This window comes from Streptomyces sp. NPDC033966, assembly GCF_055575955.1.
This window is the reverse complement of the sequence record NZ_JBVIRQ010000018.1, coordinates 73,543-96,411: the sequence shown is the minus strand read 5'-3', so window position 1 is coordinate 96,411 and position 22,869 is coordinate 73,543. Positions and strand designations below refer to the sequence as shown.

The window sequence follows — 22,869 nt, the reverse complement described above, 5'->3', positions numbered from 1 at the left end:
CGGACTTGTCAGGGGCACGACGAGAGTGCGGCTTCCCGGCCGCGCACCCGCAGTGTCCCCCCACCGCCGCTCACGGGCTCCGGCACCCCCACCCGAGCCGGGCCCCCGACCCCCACACGGGAGGACGTGAAGTGAGGACCAACAGCACCACCCGCCTCCGGCTGCTCGCCCTGGCCGCCGGCCTGGCCGCCACGGCAGCCCTCGCCGCCCCCACCGCCGCCAGCGCGGACGACAACGGCAACGGCTTCGGCGCCGCCCGCCTCGCCGCCGCCGGGGCCTCCGTCCTGCGCGCCGACGTCGCCGGCACCGCATGGCACACCGATCCCGCCACCGGCACCCTCGTGGTGACCGCCGACTCCACCGTCACCGCCGCGGACATCGCCAGAATCCGCCGCGAGGCCGGCGCCGACGCCGCCGCGCTGCGCATCGAACGCACCCCCGGCAAACTGACCAAGCTGCTCTCCGGGGGCGACGCCATCTACGCCAGCAGCTGGCGCTGCTCGCTCGGCTTCAACGTCCGCAGCGGGAGCAACTACTACGTCCTGACCGCCGGCCACTGCACCGAGGGCGCCGGCACCTGGTGGGCCAACTCCTCCCACACCACCGTCGTCGGCAGCACCGCCGGCTCCAGCTTCCCCACCAACGACTACGGGCTCATCAAGTACGCCAGCAACAGCCCGGTCCCGCCGGGCACCGTCGGCAGCCAGGACATCTCCAGCGCCGTCAACGCCACCGTCGGCATGTCCGTCAAGCGGCGCGGATCCACCACCGGCACCCACAGCGGCTCCGTGACCGGTCTCAACGCCACCGTGAACTACGGCGGCGGCGACATCGTCTACGGGATGATCCGGACCAACGTCTGTGCCGAACCCGGCGACAGCGGCGGTCCCCTCTACTCGGGCAGCCGGGCCGTGGGCCTCACTTCCGGCGGCAGCGGCAACTGCTCCTCGGGCGGGACCACCTTCTTCCAGCCCGTCGTGGAAGCCCTGAACGCCTACGGCGTCAGCGTCTACTGACCGCCGGCCCCCGGCGCAGGCACCCTGGACGTCCTCCCTCCTTCTGGGAGGATGTCCAGGGCGCCCACGGGGGAGGAGCTCGTATGAAGCGCATCGGAGTGACCGGCCACCGGTCGATTCCCGATGAGGTGCTCGGCCATGTGCGGGAGGGCCTGCGGGCCGTGCTCGCGGGCCACCAGGGCCCGTTGGAGGCCTTCTCCAGCCTCGCCGACGGAGCCGACCAGCTCTTCGCGGACATCGCCCTGGAACACGGCGCCGGCCTCACCGTCGTGATCCCCAGCGGGGACTACGAGGACACCTTCCAGGACCCCGACGCCCTCGCCGGCTACCGGCGGCTCAAGCGCCGCGCCACCCAGGAGGTCCGGCTGGCCTTCGCCCGCTCCACCGACGAGGCCTACTACGCCGCCGGCACCTACATCGCCGACTGCTGCGACCGGCTCGTCGCCGTCTGGGACGGCCTCCCCGCGCGCGGGCACGGCGGCACCGGCGAGATCGTCGCCTACGCCCGGGCCCTCGGCAAACCCGTCACCGTCATCTGGCGCGAGGGCGTGACCCGCGACTGAGCCACGCCCCCCGGCCACCCGGACCGGCTGCCGCGTTCGACTCGGCCACTGCGTTCGACTCGGCCACTGCGTTCGTCCCGACCGCTGCGCCTGTCTCAATTGCTGTGCCGGGCCAGCCAGTCGGTGTGCTGCGGCGACACGTACCGCTCCGTCTCGTACACGGAGGACGGCCACTGCGACTCCGTGATGGTCGTCTGCATCACCACCATCATCGCCGCCAGGTCCTGCTCGATCAGCGTGTGCGCCTCGATCAGCGGATGGTGGCGGCGCACCTCGTTCCAGGCGATCCCCGCCGCCGCGGCCGCGCTCAGCAGCCCCGCCGGACCCGCCCCCGGCCCCGAGCCGAAGGCACCCAGCACCGCCAGCAGCAGCGCCAGACACGTCAGCAGCACGATCGTCCACGACCACAGCGCCGTCGCCCGCCGCGACCCCTCCGTCTTGCGCCGGTACCAGTTGCGCTGCTCGATCAGCCGGTCCCGGACGTACGTCTCCCTGCGCACCTGGTAGTCCAGCCCGCGCAGCCGCTGCATCGCCCCGGTGATCTCACCGCCCTCCGGCACCAGACCCGCCGTCCGCGGATCCTCCCAGCCCATCTTGCGCAGCTCGTCCAGTCCCTTCTCCAGGCGCGCCCGGTACACCTCCTCCGGCCCGGTGACCTCGGACCCGAACGGCGCCCCGTGCACGGCGTAGCGCCACGCCAGGGACTTGATGAACTCGGCCGCGCTGCGGTTGAGCTGCCACTGCGGACGGGCCCGCCGGCTGCCCGCCCGCACGCCCACGGCCAGCACCCCCGCGTACGCCAGCGCGCTCACCGCCGCGAACACGTGCAGCCCGCCCGCCGCCGGCCCGGCCGGCAGGGCCGCGGCCCCCGCGGCCGCGACCAGCAGCAGCAGCTGCGCGCGCGTGGCCTGCGTCGACTCCCGCTGCCGGGAGACCGCCGCCTGATCGGTGTGGTGGAAGAGGACCGGCAGGTCCTCGTTGCGAAAGGTCATGCTGTCGGTCACGGCGCCCCCTGCGCTCGCTCCCGGGCGGCGGGGCCGCCAAGCCCCGCCGCCCGACGTCGGATCACACCGCGAGCGGCTCCAGGTCCCGGTGGACCCGCCGCTCGTCACGGGCGTACCGGGTCAGACCGTGGTCCTCCCCGAGCAGCCGCGTCAGCTCGGCCACCGCCTCCGCCCGCACCCGCGCCGCCTCCTCCTTGCGGCCCATCATGTCCAGGCTGACCGCCATGTTCGACGCGCTCGCCAGGGTCTCCGGATGGTGCGCCCCCAGCGCCTCGCGCAGCCGGACCACCGCGATCCGCTCCAGCTCCAGAGCCCCCTCCGGATCACCCAGGTCGGCCCGCGTGTTGGCCAGGTTCAGGTGCGCGAAGATCGTGTGCGGGTGGTTGTCGCCCAGCACCTCGCGCATGCTGCGGATCGTCTGCCGCAGCATCGGCTCCGCCGTCTCCGCCGCGCCCGTGCCCCAGTGGAAGACCGCCAGGTTGTTGACGGCCGCCAGGGTGTACGGGTGCTTCTCGCCCGGCACCTTCATGTACTCGTCCACCACCTCCTGCGCCAGGTCCCGCGCCGCGCCCGGATCGCCCGTCGCGAACAGGTCCGAGGCCAGGTTCAGCTCACAGGCCAGCAGGTCGGGATTGACCGAGGTGTACTTGGCCCGGTACCGGTTGCGGGTCGCCGTCGTCAGCCGCAGCGCGTTCTCCAGCTCCCCGGCCCGCCGCAGCGACACCGCCAGGTTCTTCGCCGCCGACAGCGTGCCCGGGAAGGCCCGCCCCAGCTGCCGCTTGTAGATCTCGTACGTCCGGCTCAGCAGCTGCACCGAATCGTCGTACCGGCCCACCTCGCGCAGGTCCCGGGCCAGGTTCTGCGCCGAGGACAGGGTGTACGGGTGGTCCGGGCCCAGCACCTCGGTGCGCCGGTCGAAGACCTCCTGGTCGATCTCCCGGGCCCGCGCGTACTGCCCGACCATCCGCAGGTTCAGCGCCAGGTTGTTCGCCGCCGCCAGGGTGCGCGGGTGCGCCTCGTGGAAGATCTGCCCGAAGCCCTCGTGCGCGGCCGTCGCCAGCTCCATCGCCTCCCCGTACCGGCCCAGCGCGCCCAGGTCCATGGCCAGACCGCTGGTGGTCATGTACGTGTGCGGGTGCGAGGGGCCCAGCGCGGCCCGCTGCCGCTCCAGCGTCACCTCGTCCAGCTCCTTCGCCTCCACGAACCGGCCCCGGGAGCGCAGGATGTTCGACAGGTGGAACCGCAGGTACAGGTACTGGAGGTCGTCGCTGCCCAGCATCTCCCGCCAGGCCTCGCGCAGCTCCTCGCCCAGCGCGTACGCCGCCTTGAAATCACCGCGCTTCCACAGGTAGCGGACCCGGTCGATCAGCAGCCGGCGGGTCTCCGGCTCGGAGCAGAACCGGGCCTCGGACGGGTTCAGGTGCGGCCAGATGGTGTTGAACCTCGGCCAGGTCTCCGGGTTGTCTATCGGCTCGTCGTCGTCCGGGCGCGCCCCCGCCAGGATCCGGTGCACCGCGTGCCGCGCCTCGCGCTGCTCCTCCTCCGACAGCTGTGCCCGGATCACCGCCTGGACCAGCCGGTGCACCTGGATGCTGTTGCCGACCTGGTCGACCTTGGCCATGGCGAACCGGCCGATCTCCCGGATCACCCGGCCCAGCACCAGCTTCTCCTGGAGCGAGGCGTCGTACGGCTTGAGCGCGTCGATCATCTCCTTGCTGTACAGCAGGTTCGCCGAGATCGGCTCCGGTGCGAAGAAGGCGCACAGCTGGAGCAGCCGCACGGCGGCGGGGGAGCGGGCCTGGAGCCGCTCGATCGACACGTTCCACGTCGCCGCCACCGGCTTCGGATAGTGCTCCGGCCGGTCGAGGCTCAGTACCTGCGCCGTCTGCTGGGCGAGCTGCTCCAGGTACACCGACACCGGCATCGCGCTCTCCGCGATCCAGGCGCCCGCCTGCTCGACGGCCAGCGGCAGGTCGCCCACCGCCACGGCCACCTGCTCGGCGTCCTCCTTGCTCAGCCCCGGCGCCCGGCGCTGGAGGTGCTCGATGGACTCCTCGCGCAGGAACACGTCCACCGGCAGTGCGTCCCCGTACTGCGACCAGGACTGGTTCCGCGAGGTGACCAGCACGTGCCCCGGGCCGCCCGGCGGGAAGTACCGCTTCAGCGTCTCGGGATCGTCGGCGTTGTCGAACACCAGCAGCCAGCGCGAGGTCGGCACCCCGCGCCGCAGCAGGTCGATCGCCTCCTTGGAGGCGGCTTCCACGTCCTCGCCGGTCTGCGCGCCCAGCCGTACGGCCAGCTCCGCGAGGGAGGCGCGCACGTTGTCGGTGTGCTCCGAGGAGATCCACCAGACCAGGTCGTAGTCGGCCATGAACCGGTGCACGTACTCCTGCGCCACCTGCGTCTTGCCGACGCCGCCGAGCCCGTACAGGGTCTGCGGCTGCGGCAGCACCACGGCCATGCCGCCGCCGAGCTGGTCGCGCATCCGCTCCAGCACGATGGAGCGGCCGGTGAAGCCGGGGTTGCGGGGCGGCGCGTTCCAGATCTTCGGGACCGTCCCGGGGAACCGGGGGCCGGGCTGGGAGGCGCTGGCGACGGTGTCCGGCAGCGCCATCGGCCGCTCCACCGCACGCAGCAGGGCGGCGGTCGCGTGCACCTCGTCGAGCCGGAACAGGTCCACCGGGTTGCGGTCGATGTAGGGCGTGGCCAGGCGTACGTCACCCACCCGCAGCGGCACCAGGTGGCGCCGGCCCCCGGTCGGGTCCTCGGCGGCGGCCCGGTTCCACACGTCCACGGCCCGCGCCGACTTGAGGTAGGCGCTGGAGAGCAGCACCACCGTCCGGGCGGCGGTGTCCACGCTGAGCCCCACCCCGCCCAGGGTGTCGCCGGCGGCCGCGTCGGGCGCGCGCTCGGCGGACACGTCCTTGGGGACCACCCGGAAGCCGGCCCGGGTGAGCACCGACTCGATCCAGTCGGCCCACATCCGGTTCTCGGCGACGTAGGAGAGGAACAGGTCGGCGGGCAGCGCCGGGCGGCGCCGGGTGAACGCGTCCCGGATCCGCAGCCGCACCTCCTCGCCGATCACCGGCATGGAGGTGATCTCGCCGCCGGTGACCACCGTGGTGAGCCGTTCGAAGGCGGAGAGCAGGGAGTTGGTCAGCCCGGCCTCGTCGCCGAAGGTGGCCAGCGTCTCCTCGTAGGCGTAGTAGGGGCGGTACGGGATCTCCACCGCGCCCCAGTAGGAGGTCAGCTCGTCGCCGATGAGGCCGTTGGGGAAGCGGTCGAACTTCAGGCGGGCCAGGGCGCGGCCGGCGTCGGCCTTCTCCTTCTCGCCCTCGTCGATGCGCATGGGCACCGGGTAGATCTTGATGCCGCGGTCGTTGAACCGCTCGTCGATCTGCCGGGCCACCGAGGCGGCGCCGTCGATGGACTGGTCCGACAGGGTGAAGCAGTCGACCAGGATGTCCGGGAGGTGGACGGTGCAGATGTCGGCGATGTCGGACAGGCCGGTGCGGCTGTCGATCAGGACGTAGTCGTAGTTCGCCTTCATGTCGGCGCGCAGGGCGTCGAAGAAGAGGCCGCCGCCGAGCCGGTCGTAGAAGTTGTCCCAGTCGAAGGTGGACACGGTCGCCGAGTACTCGCGGTTCTGCCGGCCCGCCGAGACGAAGTCGAGGGTGCCGCCGTCGGGGAACTGCCAGCCGTGGGTCTCCGGGGTGAGGGAGACGGCGTGCGGCTGGATCCGCGCGTACTCCTTGTGCCAGTCGGCGGCGCGCTGCACGGGGCTGGTGGCGGCCCAGGCGTACTCGCTGATCAGGTCGATGACGCCGGTGGTGGCCCCCAGGGTGGAGGGGTCCAGGAAGGGGTGGAAGAAGCGGTGCAGGCCCGGGGCCTCCAGGTCCCAGTCCACGGCGAGGACCCGCTTGCCGTTGGCGGCGAGGATCCAGGCGGTGTTGGCCAGGGCCATCGTGCGGCCGGTACCGCCCTTGTACGAGTAGAAGGTGACGATGCGTCCGTCTCGGCTGTCACGACTGGCTGTCATCCGCGTCCCCCCGGGTCTGTGTCGGTGTCTTCGCCGTACTCGTCGGTGTCGCCGTCAGGACCGCTCCCGTCGTCGTGCCGCCGCGCGGGCGGGAAGGGGGCCGGTGGCGGTAACGGAGGCGGTCCGCCCATCCCCATCGGGCCCAGCAGCCTCGGACGTTCGGTGGGGGTGTTCCCGGCGGGCAGGTACACCTGGGCGTGTCTGAGGTACTGCTGCGCGGCCGCCTCGACCACCTGCGGCAGGATCTGGCCGAGCGTCTCCATGCTGGCCACGCCGTTGGCCGCGGCCCGGCAGGCGGCCCGGCCCTGGCCCATCTTGACCGGCAGTGTCTCCTCCAGCCGGCGCGCGAGCTCGGCCTCCTTGGCCCGGCTCTGGTGGTCGTACCGGTTCCACGGCACGATCACGTTGATCCACGGCCGGTGCTCCTGGTCGAAGGCGGCCAGCCGCTGGCGGCGCTGCTCGTCCTCCACCACCCAGCGGTCGACGATCAGGATCTCGGGGCGGGTGGGCGGCTGCTTGCTGTCGAAGTGGCCGGCCTCGTCGTCGAAGGAGGACATCGTGGTCTGGTAGTTGAGGTTCTTGACCAGGTCCTCGGCGACGTAGGCGACGGGCCGCTGCGAGGTCGGGTGGTACGGGTTCCAGTCGAGTGCGCTCTCCCCGTAGTACTCGGGGCTGCGGCCGTCCGGCAGGTCGTGCCGGGAGGCGGCGGCCACGGTCACGTGGAGGGTGCGGGCGGGACTGCCGCCGGGAGCGGGAACCTGGCCGCCGCTGTGCCCGAAGGCGCTGGGCACCACCCGGTAGTCCAGCGGGCGCACCGGGTGCAGGCGGACGGTCTCGGCGACCCGGACGATCCGCCGGGCCAGTTCGTACACGGCCTGCTCGTACTGCTCGGCGTACCCGCGCAGCTTGATCAGGCCGTACAGCCCGTCGGTGACGTAACGCTCGCCGAAGGTGTTGTGGTTGAACTGCAACCGCTCGGCCGGGCCCGGCAGTTGGGAGGGCGGTACCGGCACCCACAGGGCGGGGACGATGGCCTCGGCGGCCGGCTGGTTGCTGACCGCCCCGTGCTGGATGGTGCGCTGCGCGAAGGCGAACCACTCCTTCCCGCACATCTCACTGGCGAAGTAGCGCGGCGAGAACAGGGGGACGAAGACCCGGCAGGTGGCGAGGGCCGCCCCGAGCCGTTCCGACCAGCCCTCGCCGCTGCGTATCTCCCGGTCCATGAAGCCGGCCTCGGATCCGGCGGGCAGGTCCGTGAGCGCCATGATGTGGCTGCACAGGTCGCGGTAGAGGCGCTCCACCCACATGTCGGGATCGGGTCCTCCCGGCCCGAACCTCGGTGTATGCGCATAACTGAGAAAAAAGTACGGCTGCACTGATGCGGGCACACGACCCCCGTCCCGAAGCTGCGAGCGAAGAAACATCATTCCGGAGCTGCTTCGCCACATCCCCTCATCGTTCAGTCAATCAGCGTCTGTTTTCGGTCATCCAGGCCTGGGCGTGGTCCACCGCGTGCGGAATCGAGAAGAACGCGGCGGACGCCCCTCCCACCCGCCCCCCGCGCACCAGTGAATCCGGGAACGCCCGGCCGATCTCGTCGAAATCCCCGTCGTCCAGGGCGACGTCCTCGTACGCCGTCCACTCGCCCTCGCCGGAGTGCCCTCCCCGCCCCTCGTGCCCGCCCGGAAGGTTCACCTTCACCACGCAGTCGTACATGCGCAAGGGGGGCTTCGGAATTCGATACTCCGCGAGATGGAAAGCAGTACAGGCCGAGAATCCCACATTGATCATGAGTACCCGCCCTCCCTCCCAGCACAGCTTTCCCAGCGGGGAATCCTCACCCAGGTGGCTTTCGGTGCGGTGCCCCGCGCACAGCCGGTGCGCGTCCGCGCCGAGCGCGGCGAAGGAGGTCTGCGGGTGGCCGCTGCGGGCCGCGCCGGGGGTGGTGCGCACCACCTCGGCGAAGACGCCCACGCCCTGGCTCGGGGTGAGGTCCGGGTCGAAGGGCGGCATCCGGGCCCGGAAGGCCGCCGCCGCCACCTCGTCGAGACCGGCGACGCGGGCCAGGTGGGCGCTGGAGGTGAGGGAGTTCTCCGCGGTGAAGGCCGGGACGAGCAGGGTGCCCCGGGGGCCGAGGACCCCGAGGAGCGCGTCCCGCAGCGTCTCGGCGCGCAGGCCGGTGCCGCCGAGGGCGGCGTGCACCAGCAGGCGCTGCCCGGGGCGCACGCCGAGCAGCCGGAGTTGGGCGGCGAGCCGGTAGCGGCCGGGCACGGGTGCAGGGCCGGGCGGGGCCGGCGCGTCTGCCGGGGCAGGGGGTGCCGTGGGGGCCGTCGGGTCCACCGGGGCCGGTGGGGCTGGTGGGGCCGTGGGGGTCGTCGGGGCGGCCGCCGGGGCGGTCACGCGTCGACCGCCTTCAGCTCCCAGCGCAGCTCCTCCACCAGCCGCTTGCCGCTCACCGTGAGCTCCGCCGCCTCCGCCAGCCGGTCCAGCGCGCGGTGGATCCGGTCCGTGCCGCCCGGCTCCTGCGTGCCCGTGGCCCGGCGGTACGCCTCCACCGCGACCCGCTCGTGCACGTCGGCCAGCAGCCGCGACACCGGCACCGGGCGGGTCCGCCAGGGCGAGGGGTGCTGCCAGGCCCCGTCCAGCGCGTAGAGGTCGGCCACCTCGGTCAGTTCCCGCAGCCGGGCCCGCCGCCGGCCGGTCAGCAGGGCCAGCGCGGTCTCCCTGACCCCGGCGGCGTACGGGACCCCGAGCGCGCCCGGCCCGTGCCGCCCGGCCTCGCCCCAGCCCCCGGCCCGCGGGCCCCCGGCGAGCGGGGTGAGGGTGCCCAGCCCGGCGACGGCCGCCCGGGCGAACCCGGGGACGGTGCGCAGCAGCAGTGCCCGGGCCGCGCCGAGCCGGCCCCGCCACGCGTCGGCCTCCCCGGCGCCGAGCCGCAGCCGGGGCGGGCGGGCGAAGCAGTTGCGGTACGGGTCCAGGTCCTCCAGTGCCACCGCAGGCTCCCCGGGCCCCGGCGTCCAGGTCCGTACGGGCAGCCAGCGCGCGTCCCCCGCCGCCGGGCCGAAGCGGTGCTCGGTGCGCCCCGCCCGGACGACCGCGTACCCCTCGCCGGTGGCGTGCAGCAGGGCGCGGCCCCGGGTGCCGGGCTCCCCGAGCCGCAGCAGCCCCAGCGTCGGCAGGTACACCTCCCCGTCCCGGTACGCCACCTCGGCCGGCAGCTCCAGCCCGCCCCGCAGCGCGGCGGCGGCCGTCAGCGCGGCGAGCCGGCGGGCCGCGGCCGGGCCGTCCGGGCGGCCCTCCCGCACCGAGTCCAGGGCCTCCAGCACCCAGGTCCGGGTGAACGGGTGCCCCAGTACGGCGTCCAGCGCGTCCGCGCCCGCCTCCCCGGCCCCCTCCACCCCGGCCAGCAGCTCCCAGGCCCGCGCCCAGGCGGGGTCCCCCGCGAGGTCCCCGTGCAGCCGGGCCAGCAGGATCCGGGTCAGCTCCTCCTGGGACCGGGCCAGTTCGGCGGGGTCGGCCAGCTCGGGAGCGGTCTGCCCGGCGGCGGTGCGCCCCTCGACCCCGTCCACCAGCTCGCGCAGGTCGGAGCAGTACACGGAGGGGTTGTCGAAGCCGTTGTCCTCCCGGTAGCGGTGCGTGTAGAGGCCGCCCCCGCACGAACGTACGACAGGGCAGCGGCGGCACGTACCGCTGACACCCGCGAGCCCGAGCTGCCGGGCCCGGATCCCGGGGTGCTCGGCGACCTGCTCGAAGGAGTGGCCGAAGACGTCGAACCCGGTGGCGGCGGCCCCCTCGAAGGCGCTCTTGAGGGAGTCGGCCTGCTCCAGGGTCCCGTCCGTCTCCACCACGACCAGGTCGGTCGGGGTCAGCCCCAGGGACTCCGTCAGGCTGGGTCCGCCGCGCAGCGTGGACAGCAGGGACTCGAAGAGCCGTACGGGCACCGGCCGTTCCAGCTGCTCCCAGCGGTCGAAGACCCGCAGCAGCCAGCGCGCGTACGCGTCGGGCGCGCCGTCGGGGCGGTCCGGCGGGGCCTCCCAGGTGGCGTGGGGGAGCAGGAAGTCGACCCGGGGCGGCTCCAGCGCGACCAGCGCGTCCAGCACGGCGACCGGGTCGTTGGCCACGTCCACGGTGCACAACAGGCCCTGGTAGAGGTGGCGGTAGGGCGCGGAGCGCAGCAGTTCCAGGGCGGCCAGGACCAGCGGGTGGCTGGAGCGGCCGTCGGCGAAGCGGCGGTGGCGGTCGTTGGCCGCGCGGTCCCCGTCGAGGGAGACGCCGACCCGGACGCCGTACTCGGCGAAGAGGTCCAGGTAACGGCGGCTGAGCTGGAGCCCGTTGGTGTGGATCCGCAGGTCCAGTCCGGCGGTTCCGGCGAGTGCGCGGGTGAACTCCTCGCACACGAGCCGCAGCCGGTCGGGTCCGGCCAGCAGGGGTTCCCCTCCGTGGAGGATCACCGTGACGGAGGGGAGTGCATGGTCACGGGCATGTTCGGCGAGCCGCGACGCGGTCTGGGAAATGACCCCGGGGGAGATCACTTTCGGCCGGGCTCGCCAGCTCTGATCTGCGTGTTCGTAGACATAGCAATGATCACAAGCGAGATCGCATCTGCTGTGAACCTTCAGGACGATCTCGCGGAAAGCGATCGTGCGGGTCATTCCACCAGTCTAGAGCTCATAACTGATCGTCAGAGCGCGGAGTTGAAGATCGGTGCCTGAACGCGACGGCCGGATTCCGACGGAAGTACGCGTTCGAGAACCGCGGCCGCGGAAGCGCTGCGGACGTCGATCTTCGCGAGCGGGACGCGGCGGTCCTTGACCGTGCTGGTCGGGGGGGTTGCGGAAGTGTTCACGACACCGTCCTCGGGGGCCATGTGAAATGGGCGGGAATGACACCAGCGCGTTGCTGCTGTCAAGCGTGGACTTTACTCGTCCACACCCCATTGGCAACCGAGGCATGACGCCTGGTCAAGCGTTCTATGGAAAGCGTGACGCATTTGTCGGGGACCCGTATTCGGCCGTTCGCCGCAGTGCCGGATCCGGTTTCCCGGGGGCTCGCCCCGGACCGCGTCGTCGCAGGTCAGGTCTGCCCGTCTACGCGGGCTGCTGCTCCCCCAGGGGCTCGCGCAGCAGCCAGGTGAGTACGTCGGGCAGCGCGCGCAGCGCCGCGAAGTGCGCGGCGTCCGGGTCGATGGCGGTGGTGGCGCCGGGGATGCGGCGGCCCAGCCAGCGCGCGTGGCCCACGGGGGAGAAGACGTCCAGTTCCCCGTGCCAGATCAGTACGGGGCAGCGGATGTCGGCGGGGTCGAAGCCCCAGGGGCTGCTGAAGGCGAGGATGTCGTCGATCCAGCCGTACGCCGAAGTGCGCACCCCCTCGCGGTAGTTGCGCAGCAGCATCGCCCGCAGGCCGGCGTCCGAGACGATCATGCGGTCGCTGGCGGTCAGCTCCCGGCGCAGCTCGTCCAGGAGCCGGCCGGGGTCCCGGGCGATGCCGGCCGCGCGCGGGATCAGCCGGGCCGCCAGTTCCTCCGGGTCGTCGGTGGCGGTGGTGTACTCCCGTACGTTCGAGGCGGCCATCCCGGCGAACCAGTCCAGGTCCTCCGCGTCCCGCGGGGCGAGGGGCACCAGGGCCGCGGTCCGCGTGACCCGCTCGGGCAGCAGGGCGGCGCAGGCCAGGGCGCCGGGGGCACCGCCCGAGCGGCCGGCCACGGCGAAGGTGTCCAGCCCGAAGGCGTCGGCGACCGCGGCCACGTCCTGGGCCACGTCGGCCACGGAGCGGCCCGGATGGCGTCCGGAGCCGCCGTAGCCGGGCCGGTCGTAGGCGATGAGCTGCATCCGCCGCTGGTAGAGGACCATGCCGCGGGGCGCCGGGCCGAGCCGGCTGCCGGGCATCCCGTGGAGCAGGAGGACGGGCTTGCCGTCCGGGTCGCCCCACCGCTGCGCCGTCAGAACGCGGCCGTCCGCGGTGCGCACCTCTTTGCGCACGCGCTCCCTCCCTCACGTCCGACGCGGGTAGTCAGGCCGATTGTGCTCCCCGGTGGGGGAGCGCGGTAGGGCGCACTTGGAGGGAAATTCCTGTGCGACCTGCCCGAGGCCGAGGCCCTCGCCGTGCGCGAGGGCCGCATCGTGACCCGGGTGCCCGCCGCGAGGGCCTCGGCCGGCGGGGCCGCGTGCGTCACCACCACCGTCTGGGTGTCCCGCGTGCCGTTGGCCCCGGTGACCACGGTCGGCCGGCCGAGGGGGCGACCGGTCCGCGCAGCGAGCGGTAGTTCTCGACCGCCAGGGTGGTGATCACGTCCCGGGGCGGTCAGCGCGGCTCCGGCGCCCCGCTGGCGAAGCGGGGGACGGACGGGGCGTCGTCGGGGAGGCCGCTGCCCACCGCGGCCCCGGGGCGGCCGCGGCGCATGACCGCGCAGGCCAGGGTGATCACGGATCCGGCCACCGCCCAGGCGGCCAGCACCAGCACGGGCGCGCCCGCGCCGTTGCCCTTGAAGTACGCGATGGAGCGCGCGGCGTACGTACCGGCGCCCGGCGGCAGGGCCGGGCCGACCGCCCGCCAGAACGGCGGCAGCAGCGGGTACGGGTAGGCGCCGCCGGCGCTCGGGTTGCCGAACACCACGACCACCAGGATGGCCAGGCCGATGCCGACCACGCCCGCCACCCCCTGGAGGGCCAGGGTGAGCGCGCCGACGGCGAAGACGACCAGGGTGCCCAGGCCCCACAGGGCCATGAGCGAGCCGGGCAGCGCGCCCAGGACCGGGCCGGCGATGACCGCGCCGAGCAGCCCGGCGGCGATCGAGTACAGGAGCAGCGCGCCGAGCCGGATGACGGCGCGGTGGATGTTGGCGGGCCGGGCGCCGGCGCTGATCGCGAGGATCGCGGCGCACAGGTAGCCGCCCACGCACCAGCCGACGACCAGGTAGAAGGAGCTCAGGCCGCGGCTGTCGCCCTTGTCGGCGGGGGCCACGTCGACGACCCGGACCGTGCGCCCCTGCGCCTTCTCGGCCAGGCCGACGATCTGCTCCAGGGCCTGGGAGAGCGAGGCCCCGGAGCCGCTCGCGACCAGCAGCCGGTCGGTGGTGCCGGCCGGGTCGACGACCAGCGCGCCGTCCACGTCCCGGTTCTCGATCTGCGCGAGCGCCGCCGCCTCGTCCTTGACCGCGCGCGGGTCGAGCGGGCCGCCGGGCAGGGAGTCGAGCGCCTCCGCGGTCCGCGCGGCGAGGGCTTCGGCGGGGGCGGCCACCGCGATCGGGATCTCGCTGGGCTTCGGGTGGTGGAAGGCCCCGATGTAGGAGGTGATGAACGCCAGCTGGAGGGCCAGCACCCCCAAGACCAGCAGGGCTGCCCGGGCGGTCACGGCGTCCTTGATCTCGGCGAGGAAGCCGCTGCTCTCGGTGGGGTGGGTCATGGTGCCCACGCTCTGCGCGCGGGGGGTCCGGCGCAGCAGGGGAGGGCCGAATGGATGATCGAACAAGTGTTTCGCACGGATATTCGAATTGCTCTATGGTGGAGAAGGGGGAGGTTGAAGGTCGAGCGAAGCAGGAGGCCGCGGGTGCCTGGTTTTACGCATCTGCACACCGTTTCGGGGTTCTCCGTGCGGTACGGGGCCTCACACCCGGAGCGGCTGGCGGAACGAGCCGTCGAACGGGGCATGGACGCCCTCGCCCTCACCGACCGCGACAGCCTCGCGGGCGCGGTGCGGTTCGCGAAGGCGGCCGCCGGCGCCGGGATCCGGCCGCTGTTCGGGGTGGACCTGCCCGTTCCGCCGGCCTCGGGGCCGGCCGCCCCGGGTGGCTCCGGCCCGGCCGGAGAGGCTTCGTACCGCAGGCGTACCCCCGTCAGGGGCGGGGCCTTCGTGGACGAGTCCGCCCCCCGCGCCGTCTTCCTGGCCCGGGACGGGGCCGCCGGCTGGGCGGAGCTGTGCCGGATGGTCACCGCCGCCCATGCCCCGGCCGGCGGGCTCGGGCCGGGGTCCGCCGGTGCCGGCCGGCTCGCGGGGCCGGGTTCCGCTGCTGCCGCAGGCCACGGGCTGTCGTGGGAGGCGTTGCGCGGTGAAGGGGTGTTCGTGCTGCTCGGGCCCGGGTCCGAAGTGGGGCGGGCGCTCGCCGCCGGGCGGCCCGACCGGGCCGCGCGGCTGCTCGCGCCCTGGCGGGACGTCTACGGCGACGCCCTGCGCCTGGAGGCCGTCCACCACGGCCGCACCGGCACCGGCCCCGGCTCGCTGCGCCTGGCCGCCCGTACCGTCGGCTTCGCCGCCGAGCAGGGCGTCACGGCCGTGCTGACCAACGCCGTCCGGTACGCCGACCCCGGCCAGGGCCCGGTGGCCGACGTACTCGACGCCGCCCGCCGGCTCGTCCCCCTCGGCCCCCGCAGCACCCGCGACAGCGGCGAGCGGTGGCTCAAGGACCCCGCGGCCATGGCCGAGGCCGCCGAGCGGATCGCCGAGGCGGCCGGACTGCGCGCCGCCGACGCCCGCCGGCTGCTCGCGCGGACCCGGGAGACCGCCGAGGCCTGCTCCGTGGACCCCGAGGACGATCTCGGCATCGGCTCCGTGCACTTCCCCGAGGCCCGCCTCGTCGGCGCCGCCCACCGCACCGCCCAGCGGGTGCTCGCCTCCCGCGCCTCCGCCGGCATGGTGCTGCGCGGCTACGCGGGCAGGCGCGGGTACTGGGACCGGATGGAGGAGGAGCTCGACGTCATCGCCCACCACGGCTACGCCTCGTACTTCCTGACGGTCGCCCAGGTCGTGGACGACGTACGGGAGATGGGCATCCGGGTGGCCGCGCGCGGCTCCGGCGCGGGCTCCCTCGTCAACCACCTCCTCGGCATCGCGCACGCCGACCCCGTCGAACACGGCCTGCTGATGGAGCGCTTCCTGTCCAAGCGCCGCCGCGTGCTGCCCGACATCGACATCGACGTGGAATCCGCCCGCCGGCTGGAGGTCTACCGCCGCATCATCGGCCGCTTCGGCGCCGAGCGCGTCGCCACCGTCGCCATGCCCGAGATCTACCGGGTCCGCCACGCCGTCCGCGACGTCGGCGCCGCCCTGTCCATGGACCCTGCCGCCGTGGACCGGCTCGCCAAGGCCTTCCCGCACATCCGGGCCCGTGACGCCCGCGCGGCCCTGGCGGAACTGCCCGAACTCCGCGAGGTGCGCGAGGAGCAGGGGGAGGGGCGCGGGGAGGAGCACGGGCGGCTGTGGGACCTCGTCGAGGCGCTCGACGCGCTGCCGCGCGGGACCGCCATGCACCCGTGCGGGGTGCTGCTCTCCGACGCCTCGCTGCTCGCCCGCACCCCGGTGGTCCCCACCAGCGGCGAGGGCTTCCCCATGTCCCAGTTCGACAAGGAGGACGTGGAGGACCTCGGGCTGCTCAAACTCGACGTGCTGGGCGTGCGCATGCAGTCCGCGATGGCGCACGCCGTCACCGAGCTGAAGCGGGCGACGGGCCTCGGCCTCGACCTCGACGACCCCGCGCAGGTGCCCCCGGGCGACGCGCCGACGTACGAACTGATCCGCTCCGCCGAGACGCTGGGCTGCTTCCAGATCGAGTCCCCCGGCCAGCGCGACCTGGTGGGCCGGCTCCAGCCCGACTCCTTCCACGACCTGGTCGTCGACATCTCCCTCTTCCGGCCCGGCCCGGTCGCCGCCGACATGGTGCGCCCCTTCATCGAGGCCCGGCACGGGCGGGCCCCGGTCCGCTTCCCGCACCCGGACCTGGCCGAAGCGCTGCGCGAGACGTACGGGGTGGTGGTCTTCCACGAGCAGATCATCGAGATCGTGCACGTCATGACCGGCTGCGGCCGCGACGAGGCCGACCGGGTGCGGCGCGGGCTCTCCGACCCGGACTCCCAGGGCCGGATCAAGGCCTGGTTCGCCGCGACGGCCGCCGGGCGCGGCTACGCGCCCGAGGTGATCGCCCGGACCTGGGAGATCGTCGAGGCCTTCGGCAGCTACGGCTTCTGCAAGGCGCACGCCGTGGCCTTCGCCGTGCCCACCTACCAGTCGGCGTGGCTCAAGGCCCACCACCCGGCGGCCTTCTACGCCGGGCTGCTCACCCACGACCCCGGGATGTACCCGAAGCGGCTGCTGCTGGCGGACGCCCGGCGGCGGGGCGTGCCCGTGCTGCCGCTGGACGTGAACCGCTCGGCGGTCGCCCACCGCATCGAACTGGTGTCCGACGGTCCGGGCCGGCAGGGGCCGGAGCGGTGGGGGCTGCGGCTCGCCCTGTCCGACGTCCACGGCATCAGCGAGGCCGAGGCCCGCCGGATCGAGGCCGGACAGCCGTACACCTCCCTGCGCGACTTCTGGGACCGCGCCCACCCCGGCCGCCCGGTCGCCGAACGGCTGGCCCAGGTCGGGGCGTTGGACGCGTTCGGCGCCAACCGCCGTGATCTGCTGCTGCACTTGGCGGAACTGCACGGCGCCCAGCGCGCCGCCGGTGCCAGGGGCACGGCCCAACTGCCCCTCGGCGGCGGCCGGTCCACCGCCCCCGTCGGGCTGCCCGACCTGACCGACGCCGAACGGCTCAGCGCCGAACTCGGCGTCCTCGGCATGGACGCCTCCCGCCACCTGATGAACGACCACCACGCCTTCCTCGCCGAGCTGGGCGTGACCCCGGCCGCCCGCCTGCGGGACACCGGGCACGGGCGGACCGTCCTCGTCGCGGGCGCCAAGGCGGCCACCCAGACCCCGCCGATCCGCTCCGGCCGCCGCGTCATCTTCACCACCCTCGACGACGGCACCGGCCTGGTCGACCTGGCCTTCTTCGACGACAGCCAGGAGGCCTGCGCGCACACCGTCTTCCACTCCTTCCTGCTGCTCGTACGGGGAGTCGTGCAGCGGCGCGGCCCGCAGAGCCTGAGCGTGGTCGGGGCCGCCGCCTGGAACCTCGCAGAGCTGGCCGAACTGCGCGGGCACAGCGGCCTGGAGGCGGTCACGGCCCGGCTCGCCGAACCCCCCGCCGGGGACGGCACCGGCACGGGCGCCGGCACCGACCGCCGCATCCACCTCCCGACCGGCTACGAGATGAACCCCTGGGCCGACCTCCAGCCGCCCGGGGAGCGCGCCGCCACCGGCCGCAAGCTGTGGCACTCCAGCCCGGGGAGCGCGGGATGAGCACCGTCAGGACCGCCGCCGGAATGCTGCACGTCCGCTGTGCCCCCGCCCTGTCCGGGGAGGGCTACCGCGAGGTGCTGGAGCTGCTGCGCGAGTTCTCCCCGCTGGTCCAGGCCCTGCCGCCGCGTGCCGCACTGGTCCAGGTCCGGGGCGCCCAGCGGTACTTCGGCGCCGGCCCCGCCCGCATCGCCGAGGTGGTCCGGCTGCGCGCGGTGGCCCGGCTGGGCGCCGACGTCCGGATCGGGGTCGCCGCCACCTGGGCGGTGGCGGCCATGGCATCCGCCCGGATCCAGGGACCCGGCGGGGTCCTGGCCGTGCCCGGGGAGGCGGTGGCCGGCTTCCTGGACCCCCTCCCGGTGGAGGAGCTGTACGGGCTCGGCTCCCGGCAGGCCGAGGCGCTGCGCCGGTACGGGCTGCACACCGTCGGGGCGCTCACCCACGTCCCGCCCGGGGTCGTCGAGCGGATCCTCGGCAAACGGGCCGGCCGGCTCGCGGCCGAGCGGGCCCGCGGGATCGACCCGCGCCCGGTCACCCCGCGAGACCTGCCCTCCTCGGCCGCCGTCCGCACCGGGTTCACCCACCAGGAGCTGGACGGCCCGCACGCCCGGGCCGCGCTGCTCGGCCTCGTGGTCCGGCTCGGCGCGCAGCTGCGCGGACGCCGCCAGGCCGCCCGGTCCCTGTCCCTGACCCTCCAGTTCGCGGGCGGCACCCGGTGGGAGAGGTCCCGGAGGCTGGCGGAGCCCTCCGCCCACGACGAGGACCTGCGCACCCTCGCGTACCGGCTGATGGACGCGGCCGGCCTGCAACGGGCCCGGCTGACCGGGATGGTGCTGCGCGCGGAGGACCTCACGGGCGCGGAGGGCGTGACGCGCCAGCTCACGCTGGACCCGGTCCGCGAATCCCGGCTGACGGTGGAGGCCGCCATCGACCGCGCCAACGCCCGTTTCGGCCCCGGCACGGTCCGCCCCGCCTCGGTCGCGGGGCCGGGGCCGGGGCGGCGATCAGACGCCGTCGGGCATCAGCCGGGCCGTCTCCGCGCGCAGCGGGGTGGTCCGGGCCTGGACCATGCGCTCCCCGCGCGGGACCTCGGCGCGCAGCCGGGCGGTGCGCTCGGCGCGGCGCGGGCCGAGGTCCTCGTACGGGGGTGACCGGAGGAGGAAGCCGGCGGTGGCGCGCGTCCCGCCGCCGGCGAGGTCCGGCAGCCGGCTCGCGCGCAGGGCGTCCCCCGCCGGGCCCTGGCGGGCCGTCAGCCCGCCGGCGGGATCCGGTTCGTATCCGACCGGCGGGCGGGGGTCGTTCACCTCAAGTCCGTGTCCAGGGACGCTCGTTGTCCTGAGCGGCACTGGAGGAGGGCTCGACACGCCAGTTTTTACCGACGCGTAACTTCCAAGTTTTGCTACTGGACCGTAATTTAGCCACAGCAGCCCCCCTTGTGATCCGGATCACGGGACGAACCCCCACGCATTCCCCTTGACCCGCAAGGAGATCACACGATGCTGCCCTGGAGACGCCTGCTCCGCCCGCTGGCCGTCCTCGCCCTCACCGCAGCCGCCCTCGTCGCCCCCACCGGCGCCGCCCAGGCCGCGTCAGCCCCCACCAGCGGCTGGAACAACTGGTCCTGCAAGCCGTCCGCCTCCCATCCCCGCCCCGTGGTCCTGGTCCACGGCACCTTCGGGAACTCCGTCGACAACTGGCTCGGATTCGCCCCCTACCTGGTCCACCGCGGCTACTGCGTCTACTCCCTCGACTACGGCCAGCTGCCCGGCGTGCCCTTCTTCAACGGGCTCGGGCCCATCGACAAGTCCGCCGGCCAGCTCGACGCCTTCGTCGACAAGGTCCTCGCCTCCACCGGCGCCGCCAAGGCCGACCTGGTCGGCCACTCCCAGGGCGGCATGATGCCCCGCTACTACCTCAAGTTCCTCGGCGGCGCCGCCAAGGTCAACGCCCTCGTCGGCCTCGCCCCCGACAACCACGGCACCACCCTGTCCGGGCTCACCCAGCTGCTCCCGTACTTCCCCGGAGCCGAGGACCTGATCAGCACCGCCACCCCGGGACTCGCCGACCAGATCGCCGGCTCCGCCTTCCAGCAGAAGCTGAACGCGGGCGGCGACACCGTCCCCGGGGTGAAGTACACGGTCATCGCCACCAAGTACGACGAGGTGGTCACCCCCTACCGGAGCGCCTTCCTGGACGGGCCGGACGTACGCAACGTCGTACTCCAGGACCTGTGCCCGCTGGACCTCTCGGAACACGTGGCCATCGGCCTGACCGACCGCATCGCCTGGCACGAGGCGCTCAACGCCCTCGACCCGGCGCACGCCGAACGGACCACCTGCGCCTCGGTCTTCGACTGAGACCCCGGGGCGCGGGCGGTCCGCCCGGTACCGGCGGCCCGCTAGCGGCCGTGCCGGCCGGCCGTCGTACGGCGGCGGGCCATGGCGAACAGCACGGCCGCACCGGCGGCGAGCGCCCCGGCCCCGGCGATCGCGATCACCGGGGTCGCGGAGCTGCCGCCGGTCGCGGCGAGGTCCCCGCCCGCGCCCCCGCCGGCCGGCGAAGGCACGGCGGAGGCCGGGCCGGAGGCCGGGGCGGCGGCGATCGGGGCGGCGGCGGCCTGGCCGTTCGTCTTCGGGTCGTTGTCGCCGTGGCCGTTGTGCTCGATCGTGGACTTGCCCGCACCGTCGGAGATCTGCTGGTCCGTCGGCGCCTTGGGCGGCTCCACGGGCTTGGCGGAGGAGCCGGCGCCGGCGGACGCGCCCGCACTGGGCCTGCCGCTGGGGGCGGTCCCCGCACCGGGCGCCGTACCGCTGCCGCCGCTGTCCTTGCCGAAGACCACGTCCGAGCAGGTGTAGAAGGCCTCCGGACTGTCCGAACGCTGCCAGACGCTGTAGATCAGGTGGCGGCCGGTCTTCTTCGGGACCGTGCCGCTGAAGACGTAGTCGCCGTTCTGCATGCCCGGGTCGGTGGCCTTGGCGAACGGCGCGGGCTCCAGGTCGGACCACTTCAGCGGCTTGGACGGGTCGTAGCCGTCCTTCGTCACGTACAGCTCGAAGGAGCCCTTGTGCGGGGCGGTCCCCTTGTAGCGGAAGGTGTGCGCCCCGGCCGTCATCGGGGAGGCCGGCCAGTCGGCGCGGGCCAGGTCCAGCCCCTTGTACTTGGCGTTGCCCGCCGAGCACAGCTGCCCGTCCGGGATCAGCGACCGGCTCCGGCCGGCCGCGTTGGCGATGTTCACGCCGTTCCAGTCGTAGAACGCCTGCGGCCCGGCCGCCGCGACGGCCGCCTTGCACGCCGCCGACTTCGGGGCCTCCGGACCCTCCGCGTAGCAGGCGGCCACCCGGCTGACCGGGTCCGTCATCGAACCGTGGGCGGCCGCCGGCCCGGCGGCGTACGCGGCCACCGCGAGCGGGGCGAGACCGGCGGCGGCGATACGGACGGCGGTATGGGAACGGCGTGCGGGCATGGGTGGATCTCCTTCGGGCGCAAGGCGGGGGAGCGCCGGCGGGACCGGCCGGCGGTCCTCCCCGGCCCCGCCAAGCTAGCCCGCCGACAAGCCCGTTCGGCCCGGACGGGGCCCCGGGAAGGGATCCTTAGGGTCCGCTTAAGGAAGGCCTAAGCGGGCCCACAGAAACGCCCGCCCGACGCCTACGCGAGCAGCGCGGCGAGGCCCTCCGCCGTGCGCGCCCGCTCCTCCAGGGCGTCCAGCGCCCGCACGGCCCGGGCCGCCGCCTCCGGGTCGCTCGCGGCCAGCCCGCTCGCCTCGAACTCGTCCTCGTCCAGCCGCAGCACCGACTTCCCGTCCGCGGACACCCACAGGTCGAGGTCCAGGTCGTCGACCACGATCTCGCCGCCGCGGACCACGGCGGGGCGCGTCACGTCGCAGTACCAGCCCTTGAGGACGCCCTCCCCGGTCCACACCTCCTTGACCGCGTACCACCGCGTCCGCCAGAAGTGCTCCACGAACACGTCGCCGGGCTCGAAGCGGACGAACCCGAAGTCCTTCACCCCCTCGGCCGCCCAGGGGGCGCGCACCGAGATCCGGTCCCCGTCGTCGGCCAGCTGCGCCGCCGGATAGCTGATCTTGGTGCGGCCGGCCTTGGTGAGGGTCACGGTCCAGGACTCGGTCATGCGGTGGCTCCCAGCTTCCTCGTGAAGCGCGTCTCGGTCGCGCAGATCTCGTACCCGAACCACGAGTTGATCGCGAGCATCGGGCCGTTTCCGGCGTCGTTGCCGGTGAAGGCCTCGGTGTACCCGGCCGCGCGGGCCCGGTGCAGCGAGTCGGTCTTGGCGAGCTTGGCCAGGCCGCGGCCGCGGAAGGCGCGCCGGGTGCCCGTCATCGCCGTGCCGTAGCGGGCCGCGCCGTCCGTCCGCGCCGCGGTGAAGGCCGCCACGGCCCCGTCGACGAGGACGACCGTCGTCAGCTCGTGGTCCAGGGTCGGCTGGTGCCAGACGGTGTCCAGCCAGTCCCGGTAGTCGTCCAGCTCAGCCGGCACGTCGCCCGGCTCGTCGGCCGTGACCTCCGCGTCGGCCTCGTACAGCGGGCGCGGGTCGGCGGCGAAGGCCGACCCCGGCCGCAGCTCCACCCCGGCGGGCAGCTCCCCGGGCAGCGGCGGCAGGGTGCCCGCCGCCAGGTCCAGCCGCAGGAAGTGCGCCGAGCGGCTGGCGAGGTAGCCGCGCCGCTCGGCGAAGCCCCGGTGCGCGGGCTCGTCCAGCACCCACGCGTACGCGTCCACCGCGCCCCGCGCCGCGAGGTGCTCCTCGGCGGCGCGCAGCAGCGCGGTCCCGGCGCCGAGGCCCTGGTGCGCGGGGTCGACGTGGACGTTCACGAAGGACAGCCCCGGCTGCGGGCTGTCGTACGCGAGCCCGGCCTGCGCGGTGCCGACGGGGCGTCCCTCGGGGGTCTCGGCGAGGAGCAGGCGGTGGTGCTTCTCGGGGTTGGCGGAGGTGAGTTCGTGGGCGACGCCCGAGGGCGTGCTGATCATGTAGGGCAGTGCCGCACGGCGGATCCGCACGACGGCCTCGGCGGCCGGGAGGTCTTCGGGCCGCACGTCACGGACATGGATGGTCATGGGGCGGACGTTACGGGCGGAGATCCCTGCGGCGCCTGCGAATTACGCGCCGGATGGGGGAGAATCGGCCGC

Annotated in this window: 16 protein-coding genes; 5 read left to right on the top strand and 11 right to left on the bottom strand. The window is 74.1% G+C overall.

Annotated elements, in window-relative coordinates:
- Window positions 1-131 precede the first annotated feature (131 nt).
- Together ACZ518_RS34590 and ACZ518_RS34585 are read left to right on the top strand one after the other, a co-directional pair.
- Window positions 132-1,016, top strand: a complete 885-nt coding sequence (locus ACZ518_RS34590) for a S1 family peptidase (RefSeq protein ID WP_469116986.1) — start codon at window positions 132-134, stop codon at window positions 1,014-1,016.
- Between the two features lie 83 nt (window positions 1,017-1,099).
- On the top strand, window positions 1,100-1,579 hold the full coding sequence (locus ACZ518_RS34585) for a hypothetical protein (RefSeq protein WP_469116985.1): 480 nt from the start codon (window positions 1,100-1,102) through the stop codon (window positions 1,577-1,579).
- A gap of 95 nt (window positions 1,580-1,674) precedes the next feature.
- Here ACZ518_RS34585 and ACZ518_RS34580 read toward each other — a convergent pair whose 3' ends face one another.
- From ACZ518_RS34580 to ACZ518_RS34545, 8 genes are all read right to left on the bottom strand, one after another.
- On the bottom strand, window positions 1,675-2,571 hold the full coding sequence (locus tag ACZ518_RS34580) for a DUF4231 domain-containing protein (RefSeq protein WP_469117033.1): 897 nt from the start codon (window positions 2,569-2,571) through the stop codon (window positions 1,675-1,677).
- Window positions 2,572-2,644: 73 nt separating this feature from the next.
- Window positions 2,645-6,622 (bottom strand): FxSxx-COOH system tetratricopeptide repeat protein, encoded by a 3,978-nt coding sequence (gene fxsT / locus ACZ518_RS34575; protein ID WP_469116984.1) that lies wholly within the window; start codon window positions 6,620-6,622, stop codon window positions 2,645-2,647.
- A complete protein-coding gene (locus tag ACZ518_RS34570; protein WP_469117032.1) occupies window positions 6,619-8,046 on the bottom strand; it encodes a TIR-like protein FxsC in 1,428 nt (475 codons plus the stop codon). Before ACZ518_RS34570 ends, fxsT begins: the two co-directional genes overlap by 4 nt.
- 43 nt (window positions 8,047-8,089) lie before the next feature.
- Window positions 8,090-8,893 (bottom strand): AAC(3) family N-acetyltransferase, encoded by an 804-nt coding sequence (locus ACZ518_RS34565; RefSeq protein ID WP_469116983.1) that lies wholly within the window; start codon window positions 8,891-8,893, stop codon window positions 8,090-8,092.
- A 125-nt stretch (window positions 8,894-9,018) separates the two neighbouring features.
- Window positions 9,019-11,274, bottom strand: coding sequence for a radical SAM/SPASM protein FxsBH, inactivated beta-hydroxylase extension form (gene fxsBH / locus ACZ518_RS34560; RefSeq protein ID WP_469116982.1), 2,256 nt, complete (start codon window positions 11,272-11,274; stop codon window positions 9,019-9,021).
- 29 nt (window positions 11,275-11,303) lie between these two features.
- On the bottom strand, window positions 11,304-11,468 hold the full coding sequence (fxsA, locus tag ACZ518_RS34555; protein ID WP_241695003.1) for an FxSxx-COOH cyclophane-containing RiPP peptide: 165 nt from the start codon (window positions 11,466-11,468) through the stop codon (window positions 11,304-11,306).
- A gap of 241 nt (window positions 11,469-11,709) precedes the next feature.
- Window positions 11,710-12,600, bottom strand: coding sequence for an alpha/beta fold hydrolase (locus ACZ518_RS34550; protein ID WP_469116981.1), 891 nt, complete (start codon window positions 12,598-12,600; stop codon window positions 11,710-11,712).
- A gap of 322 nt (window positions 12,601-12,922) precedes the next feature.
- Complete coding sequence (locus ACZ518_RS34545) at window positions 12,923-14,023, bottom strand: DUF3533 domain-containing protein (RefSeq protein ID WP_469116980.1); 1,101 nt, start codon at window positions 14,021-14,023, stop codon at window positions 12,923-12,925.
- Between the two features lie 144 nt (window positions 14,024-14,167).
- Between ACZ518_RS34545 and ACZ518_RS34540 the strand changes: the two genes are divergently transcribed.
- From ACZ518_RS34540 to ACZ518_RS34530, 3 genes are all read left to right on the top strand, one after another.
- Window positions 14,168-17,731, top strand: a complete 3,564-nt coding sequence (locus ACZ518_RS34540; protein WP_469116979.1) for a DNA polymerase III subunit alpha — start codon at window positions 14,168-14,170, stop codon at window positions 17,729-17,731.
- Entirely contained in the window at window positions 17,728-18,879 is a 1,152-nt protein-coding gene (locus ACZ518_RS34535) for a DNA polymerase Y family protein (protein ID WP_469116978.1), read from the top strand. The genes ACZ518_RS34540 and ACZ518_RS34535 overlap by 4 nt, the downstream gene beginning before the upstream one ends.
- Window positions 18,880-19,224: 345 nt before the next feature.
- Window positions 19,225-20,085, top strand: coding sequence for an esterase/lipase family protein (locus ACZ518_RS34530; protein ID WP_469116977.1), 861 nt, complete (start codon window positions 19,225-19,227; stop codon window positions 20,083-20,085).
- A gap of 41 nt (window positions 20,086-20,126) precedes the next feature.
- Here ACZ518_RS34530 and ACZ518_RS34525 read toward each other — a convergent pair whose 3' ends face one another.
- The 3 genes from ACZ518_RS34525 to ACZ518_RS34515 form a co-directional block, all read right to left on the bottom strand.
- A complete protein-coding gene (locus tag ACZ518_RS34525; protein WP_469116976.1) occupies window positions 20,127-21,191 on the bottom strand; it encodes a lytic polysaccharide monooxygenase auxiliary activity family 9 protein in 1,065 nt (354 codons plus the stop codon).
- Between the two features lie 182 nt (window positions 21,192-21,373).
- Window positions 21,374-21,856, bottom strand: a complete 483-nt coding sequence (locus ACZ518_RS34520; protein ID WP_469116975.1) for a ribonuclease FAU-1 family protein — start codon at window positions 21,854-21,856, stop codon at window positions 21,374-21,376.
- Window positions 21,853-22,797: a GNAT family N-acetyltransferase gene (locus tag ACZ518_RS34515; protein WP_469116974.1), complete on the bottom strand. Its 945-nt coding sequence runs from the start codon at window positions 22,795-22,797 to the stop codon at window positions 21,853-21,855. The genes ACZ518_RS34520 and ACZ518_RS34515 overlap by 4 nt, the downstream gene beginning before the upstream one ends.
- Between the last annotated feature and the right edge of the window lie 72 nt (window positions 22,798-22,869).